The sequence below is a fragment of the Kitasatospora sp. NPDC085464 genome (assembly GCF_044541955.1).
Classification (GTDB): Bacteria; Actinomycetota; Actinomycetes; order Streptomycetales; family Streptomycetaceae; genus Kitasatospora.
Window position 1 is genome coordinate 173,243 of record NZ_JBITTM010000005.1, and the last position, 14,389, is coordinate 187,631.

The window sequence follows — 14,389 nt, forward strand, 5'->3', positions numbered from 1 at the left end:
CAGTGTGGCGATACACCGTCAACTCCGGAAGCCCTCCTTCCAAATGTTAACCAGCGGGTAACTCCCCTTTACCTGAGGCGACTTGGACCGTATCCCGACCGCATCGACTCTCCTCCGGCGCCGTCCACGAACCATCCCGACGGTTCAAGGGTCGACCGCCATCGAACTGGCGTCGAGACCGTCCCGCCCCGTTCCGCGGGCTCTCGCCGCGCCCGGACCGCGCCGCATAGAGTGACGGATCACGACGGACCGGAACGATCTCTGACGGGGTGGGCATGGCGGCGAACGAGGACGACGACAAGGCGCGGACCACCCCTCCGGCGCCCGCCGCTGCGGCGCAGGCCGCATCGGCCGGACACACCACGCCGACCGCTCCCACCGCACACCAGCTGATCGGCCTGCTGGTCGACCCCGGCAGCTTCCGCTCCTGGGACGAACCTCCGCCCGGCCCGCCCGCCGACCCCGACTACCGCGCCTCGCTCGACCGGGCCCGCGGACGCACCGGCCTGGACGAGGCCGTCCTCACCGGCCGCGGCCTCATCGACGGACGGCCGCTCGCCCTGGTCGCCTCCGAGTTCGGCTTCCTCGGCGGCTCGATCGGCGTCGCGACCGCCGAGCGGATCACCCGGGCCGTCGAACGCGCCACCGCCGAGCGCCTGCCGCTGCTCGCCCTGCCGGTCTCCGGCGGCACCCGCATGCAGGAGGGCTCCGCGGCGTTCCTCTGCATGCTGCGGATCACCGCCGCCGTCCAGGCCCACCGCGCGGCGGGACTGCCCTACCTCACCTATCTGCGCAACCCCACCATGGGCGGGGTCTTCGCCTCCTGGGGCACCCTCGGCCAGCTGGTGTTCGCCGAACCGGGCGCCCGCCTGGGCTTCCTCGGCCCGCGGGTGTACGAGGAGCTGCGCGGCGTGGAGCTGCCGCCGGATGTCCAGCGGGCCGAGACGCTGGCCGCGCGGGGACTGGTGGACGCCGTCGTCCCGCCGCAGGAGCTGCGCGAGCTGGTGCGCCGCACGCTCGCCGTCCTCACCGCGACGCCGCCGCCTCCCCCGGGCGCCCCGTCCATCGACACCCCTTGTTCGGACACCCCTTATACGGACACGGACGCGGACACCGGCACGGGCACCCCTCCGGCGGAGGCCCCCGACGCCGCACCCGGGCGCCCGGACGCCTGGGACTCCGTCCGCCGCACCCGCCGCCCCGACCGCCCGGGCACCCGCGAGCTGCTGCGGCGCACCGCCGAGGAGCTGGTGCTGCTGGATTCCCCGGGTGGCCGCGGCGGCGCCCTGGTCCGCGCGCTCGCCGTCCTGGGCGGCCGGCCCGTCCTGGTGGTCGGCCAGCAACGGCAGTCCGCGGAGCACGAGCGCCCGTTCACCGCGGACGATCTTCGGGCCGTCCGCCGTACCGCGCGCTTGGCCGAGCAGCTCGGGCTCCCCCTGGTGACCGTGGTGGACACAGCGGGGGCCGAGCTGTCCGCCGAGGCCGAGCGAGACGGCATCGCGGTGGAGATCGCGCACTGCCTGACCACCCTGCTCGCACTGCGCACCCCCGTCCTCGCGGTGCTGCTCGGCCAGGGCTCGGGCGGCGGAGCGCTCGCACTGCTCCCGGCCGACCGGGTGCTCGCCGCCGGCCACGCCTGGCTGGCGCCGCTGCCACCGGAGGGCGCCTCGGCGATCGTCCACCGGGACGGCGAGCATGCCGCCGAGCTGGCCCGGGCGCAGGGGATCGGGGCGCACCACCTCGCGGAGGTCGGGCTCGTGGACGAGGTGATCCCGGAGCTGCCGGACGCGGCCGACGAGCCGGAGGCCTTCTGCGCCCGCCTCGGACACGCGGTCGGTACGGCGCTCGGCACCCTCGCGGCGCCCACCGAGACGGACCGGCTCGCGGCCCGGGCGGTACGGCACCGGCGGCTGGGCGACCTGCGCTGACCGGGCCCGCTCGGAAGTGGGCGTGACCTGCGGCGATCGCGCGCTCCGGGGTGTGGCGCCGGTCTCAGCACCGGGTTGATCGTCTGTACCCAAAGTGCTCCCGCAGGACCCGCGGGTGACGGCTCCCCGGGCTCAAACGGTGAGTGCGCTCACACGGAATCAACGTCCACGACGGACCGTAGTAGGCCTGCCCGCACCATCGGTCCGATCGGCCCATCCCCCGAGCCCCCGCGTCGGCACACGTCAGGGCCGGTCCGCGCGCTCCGCGCGACCGGCCCTTCGAATCCACGGCGGCCGCTCGCCTACGACTGTCGGTCGTAACGAGAGGGTCTTGGCGGTGGCCGATCCGGTCTGCCAACAATGGCTCTCGTCGCCAGCCACACCGGCTCCTGTCCCGCCGGTGAATGGCTTGTCGCTGAGTCACGCCCCGCAACCGTTTCGGCCCCTGTCCGGCCGTGGTCCTGGGCGGGGCGTGACTCGGCCCAACCTGATTGAGGTCTTCTTCTTCATGCCCGCTTTCAAGCTCCGTATGCGTACTTCGGCCGCGATTCTTGCCGGCGCCGCCGGTCTGACCGCCCTGGGCGCCGGTGTCCTGCCCGCCACCGCGAACGCCGCCACCGTGTCCCCGAAGACCATCGCCGCCCAGATCGTCCCGGCGAGCCAGCTGGCTTCGTTCAACCAGATCATCTCCCACGAGTCCGGTTGGAACGTGACCGCGACCAACCCGAGCTCGGGCGCCTACGGCCTGGGCCAGGCACTGCCGGGCTCCAAGATGGCCTCGGCCGGCGCCGACTGGAAGACCAACCCCAAGACCCAGATCAAGTGGGCCTACGACTACATGAACTCCCGCTACGGCAGCCCGAACGCCGCCTGGTCCTTCTGGCAGAACCACCACTGGTATTAAGCCGGACCCCATCGGCTCACTGATTCCCTCCTGCCCCTGACCACTCCCCTCACCCCGGGGGTCGGACAGGGACCACCGGGGTGCCCGAGAGGGCCCGGACCCGCGCGATCCGCGGGCCCGGGCCCTCTCGTGGTTCCCCGGGCACCCCCGGCCTGCCGCTACGACCCTTGCGCTACGGCCCGCCCCGCGTTGAGGCTGCAAGCCGGAAGCCGGAAGCCCGCCGGGTGTCACAGCTCCTCCGTCAGCCCCAGCAGCTCGCGCATCCGCGTGTACTTGGCGGCCAGCCGCTCGGCGGTCGTCCGGTCCAGTGAGGCCAGCCGGGCCGGGTCGGAGTTGTGGGCCAGATCGGCACGCTTGACCAACAGCGCGCCCGGCGTGGCCAGGATCCGCGCGGTGTACTCCTCCAGCGGCTCCTCCGGGCGCCGGGTGAGCGCGTCCACGATCGTCTTGGTCTCCTCGGACAACGCGGCCGCCGCCAGCCATTCCCGGCTCAACCGGTGGTCCTCGACAGTGTCGTGCAGCCAGCCCGCGGCGATCTGCGCCTCACTGCCCCCGCGGGCGGCCGTCCCGTGCGCGACCGCCGCGATGTGCTCGCCGTACGGGTGGCCGTTCTTGTCCACCTGCCCCCGGTGGGCGCGGCGTGCGATCGCCTCCACCTCGGACAGGCTCAGGTACTGGTCCTCCACGGTTCACCCCTCGCGTCGCCCCTCGGCTGCTCGCCCATCGTAGGCCCGTGATCGCCGGGCCGGCGGCCACTGGTTTACTGCCCCGGGGGTTCAGCGGCTCAGGGGGTCCACCGGCTCGCGGGTCGAAGCCTCCGGCGGGCGACCCCCGCCGCACCCGGCAGACACGTCCGAGCGATCCGAGGAACCATGCCATCCCTGCATCCGCTGCTGTCCGGCTTCGCCCCGATCTGGGCGCTCACCGCGGTCGGTTACCTCGTCGGCCGCACCGGCCTGCTCGGACCGCACGCCGAGGCGGTGCTCAACCGGTTCGTCTTCCACGTGGCGATGCCGGCCGCGCTCTTCCTGATGATCGCCCGCACCCCGCTGGGGCGCTTCGCGAACCCGTCGATGCTGGCCTTCGCCGCCGGCACCGCCGTCGCGACCGGCCTCGGACTGCTCGCCGGGCACTTTCTCTTCCGGCGCAAGCCCGGCGAACTGGCGATCGGCGCGATGGCCTCGGGGTACGTCAACTCCGCCAACCTGGGCATCCCGGTGGCCGTGCAGGTCGTCGGTGACGCCTCCTTCGTGGCGCCCGTGGTGCTGTTCCAGATCCTGCTGGTCACCCCCGCCGTCCTCGCCGTGCTGGACGGTGGCGCGGCCGGCCGCCGGGCCCTGTTGACCCTGCCGGTGCGCAACCCGATCCTGCTCGCCACCGCGCTCGGCGCCGTCGTCTCGGCGACCGGGGTGCACCTGCCCGCCGAGCTGAATCGTTCCTGCGAACTGCTGGGCGGCGCCGGCGTGCCGACCGCCCTGATAGCCCTCGGCATCTCGCTCCACAACCGACCGCCGACGGACGGCCGTTCCCGGCGGGCCGAGGTCGGACTGACCGTCGCGATCAAGACCCTGCTCCAACCGCTCGTCGCACTCGCCGTGGCCGGCCCGGTGCTCCACCTGCCCGCCCACCAACTCCTCACCGTCGTCCTGTTCTCCGCACTGCCGACCGCGCAGAACGTGTACACCTACGCCCGCGAGTACGGGCAGGGCACGGTGCTCGCCCGGGACGCGGTGCTCTGGTCGACGCTGGCGTCGATGGCGACGCTGTCGGTGATCAGCTGGACCCTCGGGCCGGCGTAGGCCCCGCCTCCCCCTGGCGGTCCTACGCTCACCTGGCTCAGATGGCCGCCAAGACGCTCTTCAGCGGTTCTGGCGGGCGGCGGAGACCACCCCGGTCATGGCCTCCAGGAAGCGCCGGGCCGTGGCCAGTTCCGACGGGTCGAACCGCCGCATCTCGGCGAGCAGATCGCCGATCAACCCGCCGAAGAAGCCCTGCCCCAGCTCCACCGCCCGCTCCTCCACCAGCAGCCGCACCCTGCGCCGGTCCTGCGGGTCGCGCTCGCGACGGATCAGCCCGAGCCGCTCCAGCCGGTCCACCAGAGCGGTCGTGCCGGCCGAGTTCAGGTGCAGCGCCTCACCGAGCCTGCCCGGGGTGACCACCTCCCCGGCCCGGGAGACGTCCAGCAGGTGGATCAGCGCGCGCAGGTCGGTCGGATGCAGACCGTTGCGGGACGCGAACTCGGCCCCGAACAGGTCGAGTTCGACCGTCAGACCGCGCAGCAGGTGGACCAGCCGCATCGGTTCCTCAGCTTCGGACACCCTGTCGTCCTCCCTCGGGCAGGCCCGTGTCATGATTCTCTCGATCAGCGAGATAGTTGTTGAGCGAGACACTCACTGAGCGAGATACTTGCCGAGCGAGTGGTTCCGCACGCCATCACACCACATCCGCGGAGGCCCGACATTGTCCGCCCGCACCGCCACCTTCCTCGCCGCATACGACTCCCTGCTGGCCCGCTGGCCCGCCCCGGTCGAGGCCCTCACCGTCCGCACCGACCACGGCACCACGCGGATCAACGCCTGCGGCCCCCGGGACGGTCGGCCGCTCGTCCTCCTCCACGGCGGCGGCGCCACCTCCACCATGTGGTTCGCCAACGCGGCCGCCCTGGCCCACGCCGGGCACCGCGTCCTCGCCGTCGACCTCATCGGCGACCCCGGGCGCAGCGTCCACGACGGCGCCGCACTCGACGGCGTCCCCGGACTCCTCGGCTGGCTGGACGCCGTGCTCGACCGACTCGACGTCCCCGAGGCCGACCTCTGCGGCCACTCGTACGGCGGCTGGATCGCCCTGGAGTACGCCCTGCACGCCCCCGCGCGGGTCGGCCGGCTCGCCCTGCTCGACCCCAACCTGTGCTTCGCCGGCTTCCGCCCCGGCTACCTGCTGCACGCCGTCCCCCTCTTCCTCCCCGGCCGCACCCCGGACCGCGCCCGTTCCTTCCTCGACTGGGAGACCGGCGGCGGTGCCCACCTCGACCCCGACTGGCGCGAGGTCTACGCCCTCGGCTACGCCGACTTCCCGGTCTCCCGTGTCGTCACCGGCCCCCGCCCCACCCCCGCCCGCCTCGGCGCCCTCACCGCCCCGGTCCTCACCCTCCTCGCCGCCCGGAGCCGCACCCACCCACTCGGCCCGCGTCGCCGAGACGGCCCGCCGCGCCCTCCCGTCGGCGGAGGTCGCCGTCCTCCCGGACGCCACCCACCACAACCTGCCGATGGCCGCCGCCACCGAGGTCAACCGACGCCTCGTCGACTTCCTCTCCAGGGGCTGACGACCGGCTGCTGCCGGCGGCACCCACCGCACCCTCCCGTCGGCCGCCGCAGCAGCAGCGGGAGCGCCGACCGTGCGCTGCCCGGCACCGGACGCCCGGATGCGCTGCCGGCTCCGGACCGGAGCCTCCGGTCGGCTGCCCCCGGTCGACGGCGCACCGTCGGCCTGCCCCTCACCGAGCGGGCACCGGCGCGGGCCGGTTGAAGGTGCTGAAAGTGCGTCACGACCGCCTCGGGCTCGCCTGGGGCGGTCGGGGCGTGGAGGCCGGGGCCGGCGCTTCGCCGGTTCCGCGCCACCCGGCTGGGACACCATCGAGCGCTGCGTGCTGCGCCACCAGCCGGACCGGCCGGTGGCCGGTGGCCGGTGGCCGGTGCGACGACGCTGGGGGATGTGACGGCGGGGGTCTGGCGTCGCTGCCACCCGGGCCGTACCGCGGCCGAACGCACGACGCCGTGGGCGCCGTGGACGCCGTGGACGCCGTGGACGCCGTGGACGCCGTGGACGCCGTGGACGCCGTCGGCAGCGCGTACCGCGTCAGCATGCACGGCTGCCGAGCGGCCCGAGGCCTACCGGGCCGGGGAGGAGACGCTGCGCTCGGCGGCGGACCGGCGCTGCCGCACCCCGTTCCCTACCTGGTGGGCAGCCCCCGGTGGCCGAGCCCGGGAGGAGAGCCCCCACCACGCACGCCGGAGCGGGCCGCTCCGGGCGGGGACGGCCGTGGACCGTACGACCGCGCCGCCCGGACCGTGCCCGCCGTCGCCGCCAGTAGCTGCCGGCAGTGGCCACCGTCAGTAGATCAGGTACCCCGGACGGTGTCCTTCGTCGTCGATCTCCCCGGTGGCCTGCGCCCGCAGCTTGCGGGACAGTTCCTCCAGGGCGCGGGAGGCCGCGACCTCCTCGCCGATCCTGGCGAGCGGACGGTCGTCGGCGCTCTTCACGGCCTCGCCGTGCGCGCTCAGACCCGGCGCCCTCGCGCCCGTCAGCCTGGCGTCGCACGCCGTGTGCACGCCGTCCTCGTCGAATGTCAGCTCCACGTCCCACTGGTTGTGCATGCCACACCTCCTGGCGCCGGCCCCCGTCGCGCCTGTCCTGACCGGCACGGACGGTGACCCGTGGCGGCCGCTCACACCAGCGTGCGCCTGCCCCGCCCGTAGCGGCAAGCGCGGCGGACGGCACCGGGCACGGCAGTACCGGCCGAGCCGTGGCACCGCCCGGGCCGGCAGCCCGGCCGCCCGCAGCGGCTCGGCTGCCGGCCCGGCGGGCGTTCGGCGCGGCGCCCGCGCGTCGTGTCCGATCGGCCCGGCCGACGCCCCGGCGGTACGCTGACGGAAGCGGGCCGCGACCGCGTATCCACCTCGAACCCGTCGGCGCGGCGCGGGCAGCGACAACCTGGTGGTCCCCCTGTGGCGGTCTTCCTTCTCGCCCTCAGCGCGGCCTGTTGTCTGGGTCTCGGTTTCGTCCTCCAGCAGCACGCGGCGCAGCGGGCCCCCCGTGCCGACCTCCTGCGGTGGCGGCTGCTGCTCGACCTGATGCGGATGCCCCAATGGCTGCTCGGCACCGGATTCATGGTCAGCGGGCTGATCCTCTCCGCGCTCGCACTCAACCAGGGCGAGGTCTCCCTGGTCGAACCGCTGCTGGCCACCAATCTGCTGTTCGCCATGGCGCTCGCCCGGGTGCTGACCCGTCAGACCCTGGGCCGCTCGGGCTGGGCCGGGGTGTTGCTGCTCGGGCTCGGGGTGACGGCCTTCATCGTGGCCGGGAAGCCGACGGGCGGTGGGGCTCCCGCCGGGGAGCTGCGGCACTGGCTGGTGGTCGGCACGGTGGTCGGACTGGTCGTGCTGTTGGTGTCGATGGCCCGGCGGCTGCCGCTGTTCGAGGAGGCGACGCTGCTGGCACTCGCGGCCGGACTGCTCTACGGCCTCCAGGACGCGCTCACCCGGACCACCACCCAACGCCTCGACCACGAGGGGCTGTCGGCCGTGCTGCGCAGCTGGCAGCCGTACGCGGTGGTCGTGGCGGGCGTGGTCGGTCTGCTGCTGGTGCAGAGCGCCTTCGAGGCCGCGCCGCTGCGGATGTCGCTGCCGGCGCTGACCGCCGCCCAGCCTCTGGCCGGGATCGCCTGCGCGGTCGGCTTCCTCGGCGACCGGCTGCGGGTCACTCCGAGCGCCCTGGCCTGGCAGTCGGCCGGGATGCTCGCGATCGTCGTCGGGGTGATCGTGATCGGCCGACACCCGGCGATGCCCGGTACCGTCCGCGACACCTTGGAGAGCATCGGGGCGGCCCCGGAGACCGGTGCGGAGGCCGCGGGGAACGGCGCGGAGGGCGGTTCGGCGAACGGTACGGGCGGGCCTTCCGAGGGCCGGTCGGCGGACGGACCCGACGGCCGGTCCGAGGGCGGCACCGGATCCCACGGCGACCCCGACGACGGACCCGACGACACATCCGGCGCCCCCGACGACGGACACGGGAAGTCCGGCTAGAGGCCTCGATGTGCTGGAGCGCGCAGGCGGACGCCGTGGCCGGTGGGGTGGTCGCGGCGGCCGGGGTGGCGTGTCTGGTCCGCGCCCGTCGGGCGGGCCACCCGGAGCGGTTACTGCTCGCCGCGCTTCCTCTGGTGCTGGGTCTGCACCAGCTGATCGAGGCGCTGGTCTGGCTGGGTACGGACGGTGAGCTGTCGCCGGCCCTCGCCGGAGCGGCCCGGACCGCCTGGGCGGTGATCGCCCTTCCGCTGTTGCCCGTGCTCGTCCCGGCCGGGGTGTGGTGCGCGACCACCGGACCGCGTCGGCGCGTGCTCGCGGCGCTCACCCTGCTGGGCGCGGCCGTCGCCGTACCGCTCGCCGTTGCTGTCGCCTCCCACCCGGTGGCGGCCACCGCGCACGGCCACACCCTCGTCTACGCCGTCGGCATCCCGCGCCCGGCCGTCCTCCTGACCGGCTATCTCCTGGCCACGGTCGGTTCCCTCCTCGCGAGCGGCGACCGGCTGCTGCGGCGCCTCGGCCTCGTCACCGCTGTGGGGGCCCTGGTCTGTGCCCTGTTCTGGCGGCTCGCCTTCATCTCCACCTGGTGCGCCCTCGCCGCCCTGGCGGGTGTCCTGCTGTTCCAGTGGGCGGGCCACTCGCCGGTCGCGGAGGGCGCCGAGCGGATCGCCCGGCCGGTCCGGTGAACACCGCCCGAACGGCTCCCCGAATCGGCCCCGCGCATCCGCCCCGCCGACGGCCCGGTGAACGGCGCCTACGAGTGCGTCGGGACCGGCTCCCGCGTGTCGTCCGCCATCTGCGTGCTCCCGGTGGCTTCGCCGCACGAGCCTGCCGAGTGGCCCCGGAGCTTGTCCATCTCTCGCCACTCGGGCCGCAGTCCGGCCAGGGTCGTGGTGGCGAGGTAGAGGGCGCCGGCTCCGAGCAGGCTGGGTATCAGGCCGACCAGGGCGACCGCCGCACCGGCGACGAGGCCGCCGAGGGGGATCCCGGCCCAGGCGAGGGAGTCACCGAGGGCGTGGACACGGCCCAGCAGGTGGCGGGGCACCCGCTCAAAGAGCACCGCGCCGAGTATCGGGTTGAGGAAGCCGGAGCCGAAACCACCGATCGCGAAGACGGTGAGCACCACCCACATGGGCGCGCCCAGGGCGAGCACCACGAACCGGGGCGCGCCGCACAGCAGGAAGCCGACGAAGAAGACCGTCCGACGGGGCAGGCGGGAGGCGACGGCCGCCGCGATCAGGCTGCCGACGACGGCCGTGGCGCCCATGGCTCCGGTGGTCAGACCGATGGCGGCCGGTCCGTTTCCGGACTCCTGCGCCCAGACCGGGACGAGGACGGTGATGAAGCCCGCGTCGAGGAGGTTGGTGATGCCGACCATCACGGTCACGGCGAGCAACAGCGGCTCGGACCGCAGGAAGGCGAAGCCCTCGCGGAACATCCGCCAGTAGCCGGTGCCCTGCTCGCCCTCCCCCGCCGACCCGGACGGCCCCGCGGCCGCGCCCGGGAGGGCCGGGCGCCCCATGCCGCGCGGCAGCGCGAGGGCGATGATCAGCGACCCGAGGGCGAAGGTGGCCGCGTTGACCGCCAGCCCGGCCAGCGGGCCCATCAGCGCGACCAGCCCGCCGCCCGCCGCCGGACCGATCGTGGAGGCCAACCGCTCGGTGACGCCGGACAGCCCGGTGGCGCGCTCCATGGGCACCCGGGCGCGGTCGGCCGCCTCCGGGACCATGACCGACTTGGCCAAGTCCCCCGGGCCGCGCATCGCGCCGATCACCGCGACCATCACCAGCAGCACCCAGAACGGCAGCAACCCCTGCGCGTGGAGCAGCGGGACCAGCCCGGCCGCGGTGGCGCTCAGCGCGTCCGTCGTCCAGGACACCACCCGCGGCCCGAGCCGGTCGATCACCGGCCCGGTCAGTGCCTTGACCAGCACGTACGGCGCCATCTCGGCGAAGGCGACCAGGCCCGTCATGGTGGCGCTGCCGGTGGTGGCCAGGACGAACCAGGGCAGGGCGATGGCCGAGACGCGCGTGCCCGTCACGGAGACGGCCGTGGCGGTCAGCACCCCGGCCAGCGGCCGGAAGCTGCGCGCGGGCGGGTCGGCGGTGCCGGCGGTGCTGGCGGTGCCGACGTCGACGGTGGTGGTGGTCATGCGGATTCCCCCTCGGTGGTGGTGCCGCTCGGATCCGGCAGGACGTGGACGATCACGGAGACCTGCTCGCTGCCCTCCGGGAAGGGCCCGTCGGCGTCGATCCGGCGGTAGCGCCCGATCACCTCGGACAGCTCGCCGGTCAGCTGTTCCGCCTCGACGGGAGTGAGCTGCAGGATCAGGTCACTGAGATCCGTCACCCGGCGCCACTCGCGCGGCATGGTCTCGAAGGCGTCCAGGGCGCGCTGGCCGGTCAGGCTGTGCACCGCCAAGACGGACCGCAGGAAGGCGACGGCCGTGTCGGGCTCCTCGTCCGCCATGTCGTCCCCCGTCCAGAGCGTGAGCCGGTGGGCCGAACGCCACCAGCGCTCACGGGCGTTGCCGCGCTCACGGTCCTCCTCGACGAAGCCCGCGGCGGCGAGCTGGCGCAGGTGGTAACTGGTGGCCCCGGAGTTGAGCCCCAGCTGTGCGGCGAGCCTCGTCGCCGTGGACGGGCCCTGCTTGCGCAGCAGCCCGACCAGCTGCATGCGCACCGGGTGCGCCATCGCCTTCATGCCCCTGGCGGTGATGGCGATGTGCGGGTCGTCGCTGTGCTTCCAGCCGCTGTCCTCGGTCATGGCAGGAGCCTAGAACCACAAAGGATCCTTTGCAAAGGATTTTCTGCGAAGAGTTCTTTGCGAAGAGTTCTTTGCTGGAGGCCCGGGCCTCCCGCGGATCCCGGAAGGGCCTGGTCACCGGGGGCCGCCCCGCCGCTCGGCGGGTGCCCCACCGGCCGCTCGGCGGGGGCGCGGACCGGGTTCGCGTCCCGGGGCGGGATTGTCACCCGGGCGGGCGGGGCGCAGGCTGGCAGGAGGGCCGGGGAAGCGGCCCGCCCCGGTCGGCCGCGGAACCCATGACGGCCGCCGGTGAGGCACGAGGGGCAGGGCGATGGCACACGGGAGGCTGTGGGGCTACGTCGCGTCGGGAGCCCGGGCGCTCGCCGCGTTCGGCGGCGCGTCCGGTGCGGGCGGCGCCGGACGCAGGAGCGCCGTCGGACGCGCGGGCGGCCCGGTCGCCGTCGAGGCCGAGGAGGGCCCCGGGCCGTTCCAGTCCGGCACCATGGCCGCGCCCAGGGCGCTCACCCGCGTGGAGCTGGAGCGGCTGCGGTGGACCGGCCGGCAGGCCGGCTGCGAGCCGACGGCCCGGCACGTCCAGGTGACCGACGTGGTCCGCCGGGTGGTGCGCGGCGGCGGCCGCTCCGCGACCGTCACGGTCCGCATCGCACCCGGGCTGCCGGTGGTGGCCGGGGACGCCCGGCGCCTGGAGGCGGCCCTCGCAGGGCTGGTCGACCACGCGATCCGGCGCAGCCCCATGGGCGGCCGGGTGCTGGTCCGCGCCGAGGTGGCGGGCGGCGGGCGGCGTCCCGGCCCGACGGCCTCGACCCGCGACCGGGACCGGGAGCACGACCCGGACCGCGAGCGCGGCCGGGGCCGGAACCGCGCTCGGGACGGCGCCCGCGACCGCGCCCGGGACGGCGGCCCGTACGGCGGCGGGGGACGCGGCCGGGTGGAGATCCGGATCTCGGACCGGGGCACCCACGAGCCGCCCGGCGCCCGCGAGGGGCTGCTCGGGGGCGTGCGGCCCGGCGGCCCGGTGGGCCCGGCCCTGCACAGCCTGGTGCTTGCGGCGGGCGGCCGGCTCGCGGTCGAGTCCACCCCGGGCGGCGGACTGACCGTGGTCCTGCTGCTGACCGTCGCGCACGACTGACGGCGCGCCCCGCGCACCCGGCGCACCCGCCCCGACGGCCCCCGCGACGCCCTCCCCCGGGCGACGCCCCACACCCGGCGAACCCGCCCCGCCGAACCTAGACTTGCCCCATGCCCCGGCTCAACGACCAGGTCAGGGAGCTGCTCCAGGAGTACGCCGACCTGATCAACATCACCGGCGGGGACGCCTTCCGGGCCCGCGCCTACGAGAAGGCCGCCCGAGCGGTCGGCGGCCACCCGGAGGACCTCGCGGGCCTGGACGTCAAGGGTCTGCAGCAGATCCCGGGCGTCGGCAAGTCCACCGCCGAGAAGATCGCCGAGTACCTCGACTCGGGCAGGATCGCCGCCCTGGAGAACCTGCGCGCCGAGATCCCGGCCGGCGTGCGGGAGATGATGGCCGTCCCCAGCGTCGGCCCGAAGCGCGCGCTGGCCCTCTACCGCGACCTCGGCATCTCCTCGGTGGACGAACTCGCCGAGGCGGTCCGCGCCGACAAGCTGTCCGACCTGGCCGGCTTCGGCGAACGCAGCGGCGAGAAGATCCTGCACGGCATCGAGCTGATGCGGCAGTCCGGCGGCCGGACCCTGCTCGACACCGCCACCGAGCTGGCCGAACAGCTGGTCGCCGCACTCTCCGCCGTCCCCGGCTGCACCCGCTGCGCGTACGCGGGCTCGCTGCGCCGGATGCGCGAGACGGTGGGCGACATCGACGTGCTCGCGACCGCCGAGGACTCCGCCCCGCTGATGGCCGCGCTCACCGAACTCCCGTACGTGGCCGAGGTGATCGGGAGCGGGACGACCAAGACCTCGGTGCGCACCACCCAGGGCGTCCAGGTGGACCTGCGGGTCGTGCCGGAGGAGGACTGGGGCGCGGCGCTGGTCTACTTCACCGGCTCGAAGGCGCACAACATCAAGCTGCGCACGATGGCCGTGCGGGCCGGCCTGAAGCTCTCCGAGTACGGGCTGTTCGAGGTGGACGGCGGCGCCAAGGTGGTCTCGGAGACCGAGGACGAGGTGTACGCGGCGCTCGGCCTGCCGTGGATCGCCCCGACGCTGCGCGAGGACCGGGGCGAGATCGAGGCCGCCCTGAACGGTGAACTCCCCGACCTGGTCCAGGAGTCCGACCTGCGCGGCGACCTGCACACGCACACCGACCTGACCGACGGGCTGGCCACCCTGGAGGAGATGGTCGACACCGCCGCCGCCCGCGGCTACTCCTACTTCGCCGTCACCGACCACGCGCCGAACCTGGTCATGCAGCGGATGACCGACGAGAAGATGCTCGCCCAGCGCGAGCAGGTGCGCCGACTGTCCGACCGGCACAAGAAGTTGAGGCTGCTGCACGGCACCGAGCTGAACATCGACCCGGACGGCGGGGTGGACTGGCCGCCGGAGTTCCTGGCCGGCTTCGACGTCTGCGTGGCCTCCGTGCACTCGCACTTCACCCTCGACCGCGCCGCCCAGACCCGTCGGCTGATCCGGGCCTGCGAGAACCCGTACGTGCACGTCATCGGCCACCTCACCACCCGGCGGATCGGCAGCCGCGGCCCGATCGACGTCGACCTGGACGCGGTGTTCGAGGCCGCCGCGCGCACCGGCACCGCGATAGAGATCAACAGCTCCCCGCAGCGGCTCGACCTCCGGGACGAGGACATCCTGCGGGCCAGGCGGCACGGCGTCCGGTTCAGCATCGACAGCGACGCCCACGCCACCCCGCACCTGGCCTACCCGCGGTTCGGCATCGGCACGGCGCAGCGCGGCTGGCTCACCGCCGAGGACGTGGTCAACACCTGGACGTGGCAACGGTTGAAGCACTTCCTCCGCAAGGACGCGCTGCGCTGACACCGTCGACGACGCCCACCCGGCCG

General features: G+C 74.5%; 12 protein-coding genes and 1 pseudogene. 8 read left to right on the forward strand and 5 right to left on the reverse strand.

What is annotated here, in order from left to right; translation table 11 throughout:
* Positions 1 to 275 precede the first annotated feature (275 nt).
* On the forward strand, positions 276 to 1,928 hold the full coding sequence (locus ACIGG8_RS06540) for a carboxyl transferase domain-containing protein (protein ID WP_396546129.1): 1,653 nt from the start codon (positions 276 to 278) through the stop codon (positions 1,926 to 1,928).
* Positions 1,929 to 2,457: 529 nt separating this feature from the next.
* Entirely contained in the window at positions 2,458 to 2,832 is a 375-nt protein-coding gene (locus tag ACIGG8_RS06545; protein ID WP_396546130.1) for a transglycosylase SLT domain-containing protein, read from the forward strand.
* Between the two features lie 227 nt (positions 2,833 to 3,059).
* On the opposite strand, the gene ACIGG8_RS06550 is transcribed toward ACIGG8_RS06545, so the two are convergent.
* Entirely contained in the window at positions 3,060 to 3,518 is a 459-nt protein-coding gene (locus tag ACIGG8_RS06550) for an HD domain-containing protein (protein ID WP_396546131.1), read from the reverse strand.
* 186 nt (positions 3,519 to 3,704) lie between these two features.
* On the opposite strand from ACIGG8_RS06550, the gene ACIGG8_RS06555 reads away from it, so the two are divergent.
* A complete protein-coding gene (locus ACIGG8_RS06555; protein WP_396546132.1) occupies positions 3,705 to 4,631 on the forward strand; it encodes an AEC family transporter in 927 nt (308 codons plus the stop codon).
* 60 nt (positions 4,632 to 4,691) lie between these two features.
* Here the strand turns inward: ACIGG8_RS06555 and ACIGG8_RS06560 are convergent, their stop codons facing one another.
* Complete coding sequence (locus ACIGG8_RS06560) at positions 4,692 to 5,150, reverse strand: MarR family winged helix-turn-helix transcriptional regulator (protein ID WP_396546133.1); 459 nt, start codon at positions 5,148 to 5,150, stop codon at positions 4,692 to 4,694.
* 142 nt (positions 5,151 to 5,292) lie between these two features.
* Between ACIGG8_RS06560 and ACIGG8_RS06565 the strand changes: the two genes are divergently transcribed.
* Positions 5,293 to 6,357, forward strand: coding sequence for an alpha/beta fold hydrolase (locus tag ACIGG8_RS06565; RefSeq protein WP_396546134.1), 1,065 nt, complete (start codon positions 5,293 to 5,295; stop codon positions 6,355 to 6,357).
* Between the two features lie 584 nt (positions 6,358 to 6,941).
* Here ACIGG8_RS06565 and ACIGG8_RS06570 read toward each other — a convergent pair.
* Positions 6,942 to 7,205 carry a dsRBD fold-containing protein gene (locus ACIGG8_RS06570; RefSeq protein ID WP_350524766.1) on the reverse strand — a complete coding sequence of 88 codons (264 nt, stop codon included), beginning with the start codon at positions 7,203 to 7,205 and terminating at the stop codon, positions 6,942 to 6,944.
* A gap of 351 nt (positions 7,206 to 7,556) precedes the next feature.
* On the opposite strand from ACIGG8_RS06570, the pseudogene ACIGG8_RS06575 reads away from it, so the two are divergent.
* A pseudogene (locus tag ACIGG8_RS06575) lies at positions 7,557 to 8,396 on the forward strand (DMT family transporter); the annotation flags it as partial.
* A gap of 245 nt (positions 8,397 to 8,641) precedes the next feature.
* Entirely contained in the window at positions 8,642 to 9,316 is a 675-nt protein-coding gene (locus tag ACIGG8_RS06580; RefSeq protein ID WP_396546135.1) for a DUF6629 family protein, read from the forward strand.
* A gap of 68 nt (positions 9,317 to 9,384) precedes the next feature.
* Here the strand turns inward: ACIGG8_RS06580 and ACIGG8_RS06585 are convergent, their stop codons facing one another.
* Together ACIGG8_RS06585 and ACIGG8_RS06590 are read right to left on the reverse strand one after the other, a co-directional pair.
* Positions 9,385 to 10,782 carry an MFS transporter gene (locus ACIGG8_RS06585; RefSeq protein WP_396546136.1) on the reverse strand — a complete coding sequence of 466 codons (1,398 nt, stop codon included), beginning with the start codon at positions 10,780 to 10,782 and terminating at the stop codon, positions 9,385 to 9,387.
* Positions 10,779 to 11,396 (reverse strand): helix-turn-helix domain-containing protein, encoded by a 618-nt coding sequence (locus tag ACIGG8_RS06590; protein ID WP_350524769.1) that lies wholly within the window; start codon positions 11,394 to 11,396, stop codon positions 10,779 to 10,781. Before ACIGG8_RS06590 ends, ACIGG8_RS06585 begins: the two co-directional genes overlap by 4 nt.
* Before the next feature lie 310 nt (positions 11,397 to 11,706).
* Between ACIGG8_RS06590 and ACIGG8_RS06595 the strand changes: the two genes are divergently transcribed.
* The gene (locus tag ACIGG8_RS06595) at positions 11,707 to 12,525 is read left to right on the forward strand and encodes a hypothetical protein (RefSeq protein WP_396546137.1); all 819 of its coding nucleotides are present in this window, start codon (positions 11,707 to 11,709) and stop codon (positions 12,523 to 12,525) included.
* A 110-nt stretch (positions 12,526 to 12,635) separates the two neighbouring features.
* Entirely contained in the window at positions 12,636 to 14,363 is a 1,728-nt protein-coding gene (gene polX, locus ACIGG8_RS06600; protein WP_396546138.1) for a DNA polymerase/3'-5' exonuclease PolX, read from the forward strand.
* Positions 14,364 to 14,389 lie beyond the last annotated feature (26 nt).

Coding starts and splice junctions, on each gene's coding strand:
- ACIGG8_RS06555 (WP_396546132.1), top strand. CDS start 3,705: ATGCCATCCCTGCATCCGCTGCTGTCCGGCTTCGCCCCGATCTGGGCG.
- ACIGG8_RS06545 (WP_396546130.1), top strand. CDS start 2,458: ATGCGTACTTCGGCCGCGATTCTTGCCGGCGCCGCCGGTCTGACCGCC.
- ACIGG8_RS06590 (WP_350524769.1), bottom strand. CDS start 11,396: ATGACCGAGGACAGCGGCTGGAAGCACAGCGACGACCCGCACATCGCC.
- ACIGG8_RS06595 (WP_396546137.1), top strand. CDS start 11,707: ATGGCACACGGGAGGCTGTGGGGCTACGTCGCGTCGGGAGCCCGGGCG.
- ACIGG8_RS06540 (WP_396546129.1), top strand. CDS start 276: ATGGCGGCGAACGAGGACGACGACAAGGCGCGGACCACCCCTCCGGCG.
- ACIGG8_RS06585 (WP_396546136.1), bottom strand. CDS start 10,782: ATGACCACCACCACCGTCGACGTCGGCACCGCCAGCACCGCCGGCACC.
- ACIGG8_RS06580 (WP_396546135.1), top strand. CDS start 8,642: ATGTGCTGGAGCGCGCAGGCGGACGCCGTGGCCGGTGGGGTGGTCGCG.
- polX (WP_396546138.1), top strand. CDS start 12,636: ATGCCCCGGCTCAACGACCAGGTCAGGGAGCTGCTCCAGGAGTACGCC.
- ACIGG8_RS06570 (WP_350524766.1), bottom strand. CDS start 7,205: ATGCACAACCAGTGGGACGTGGAGCTGACATTCGACGAGGACGGCGTG.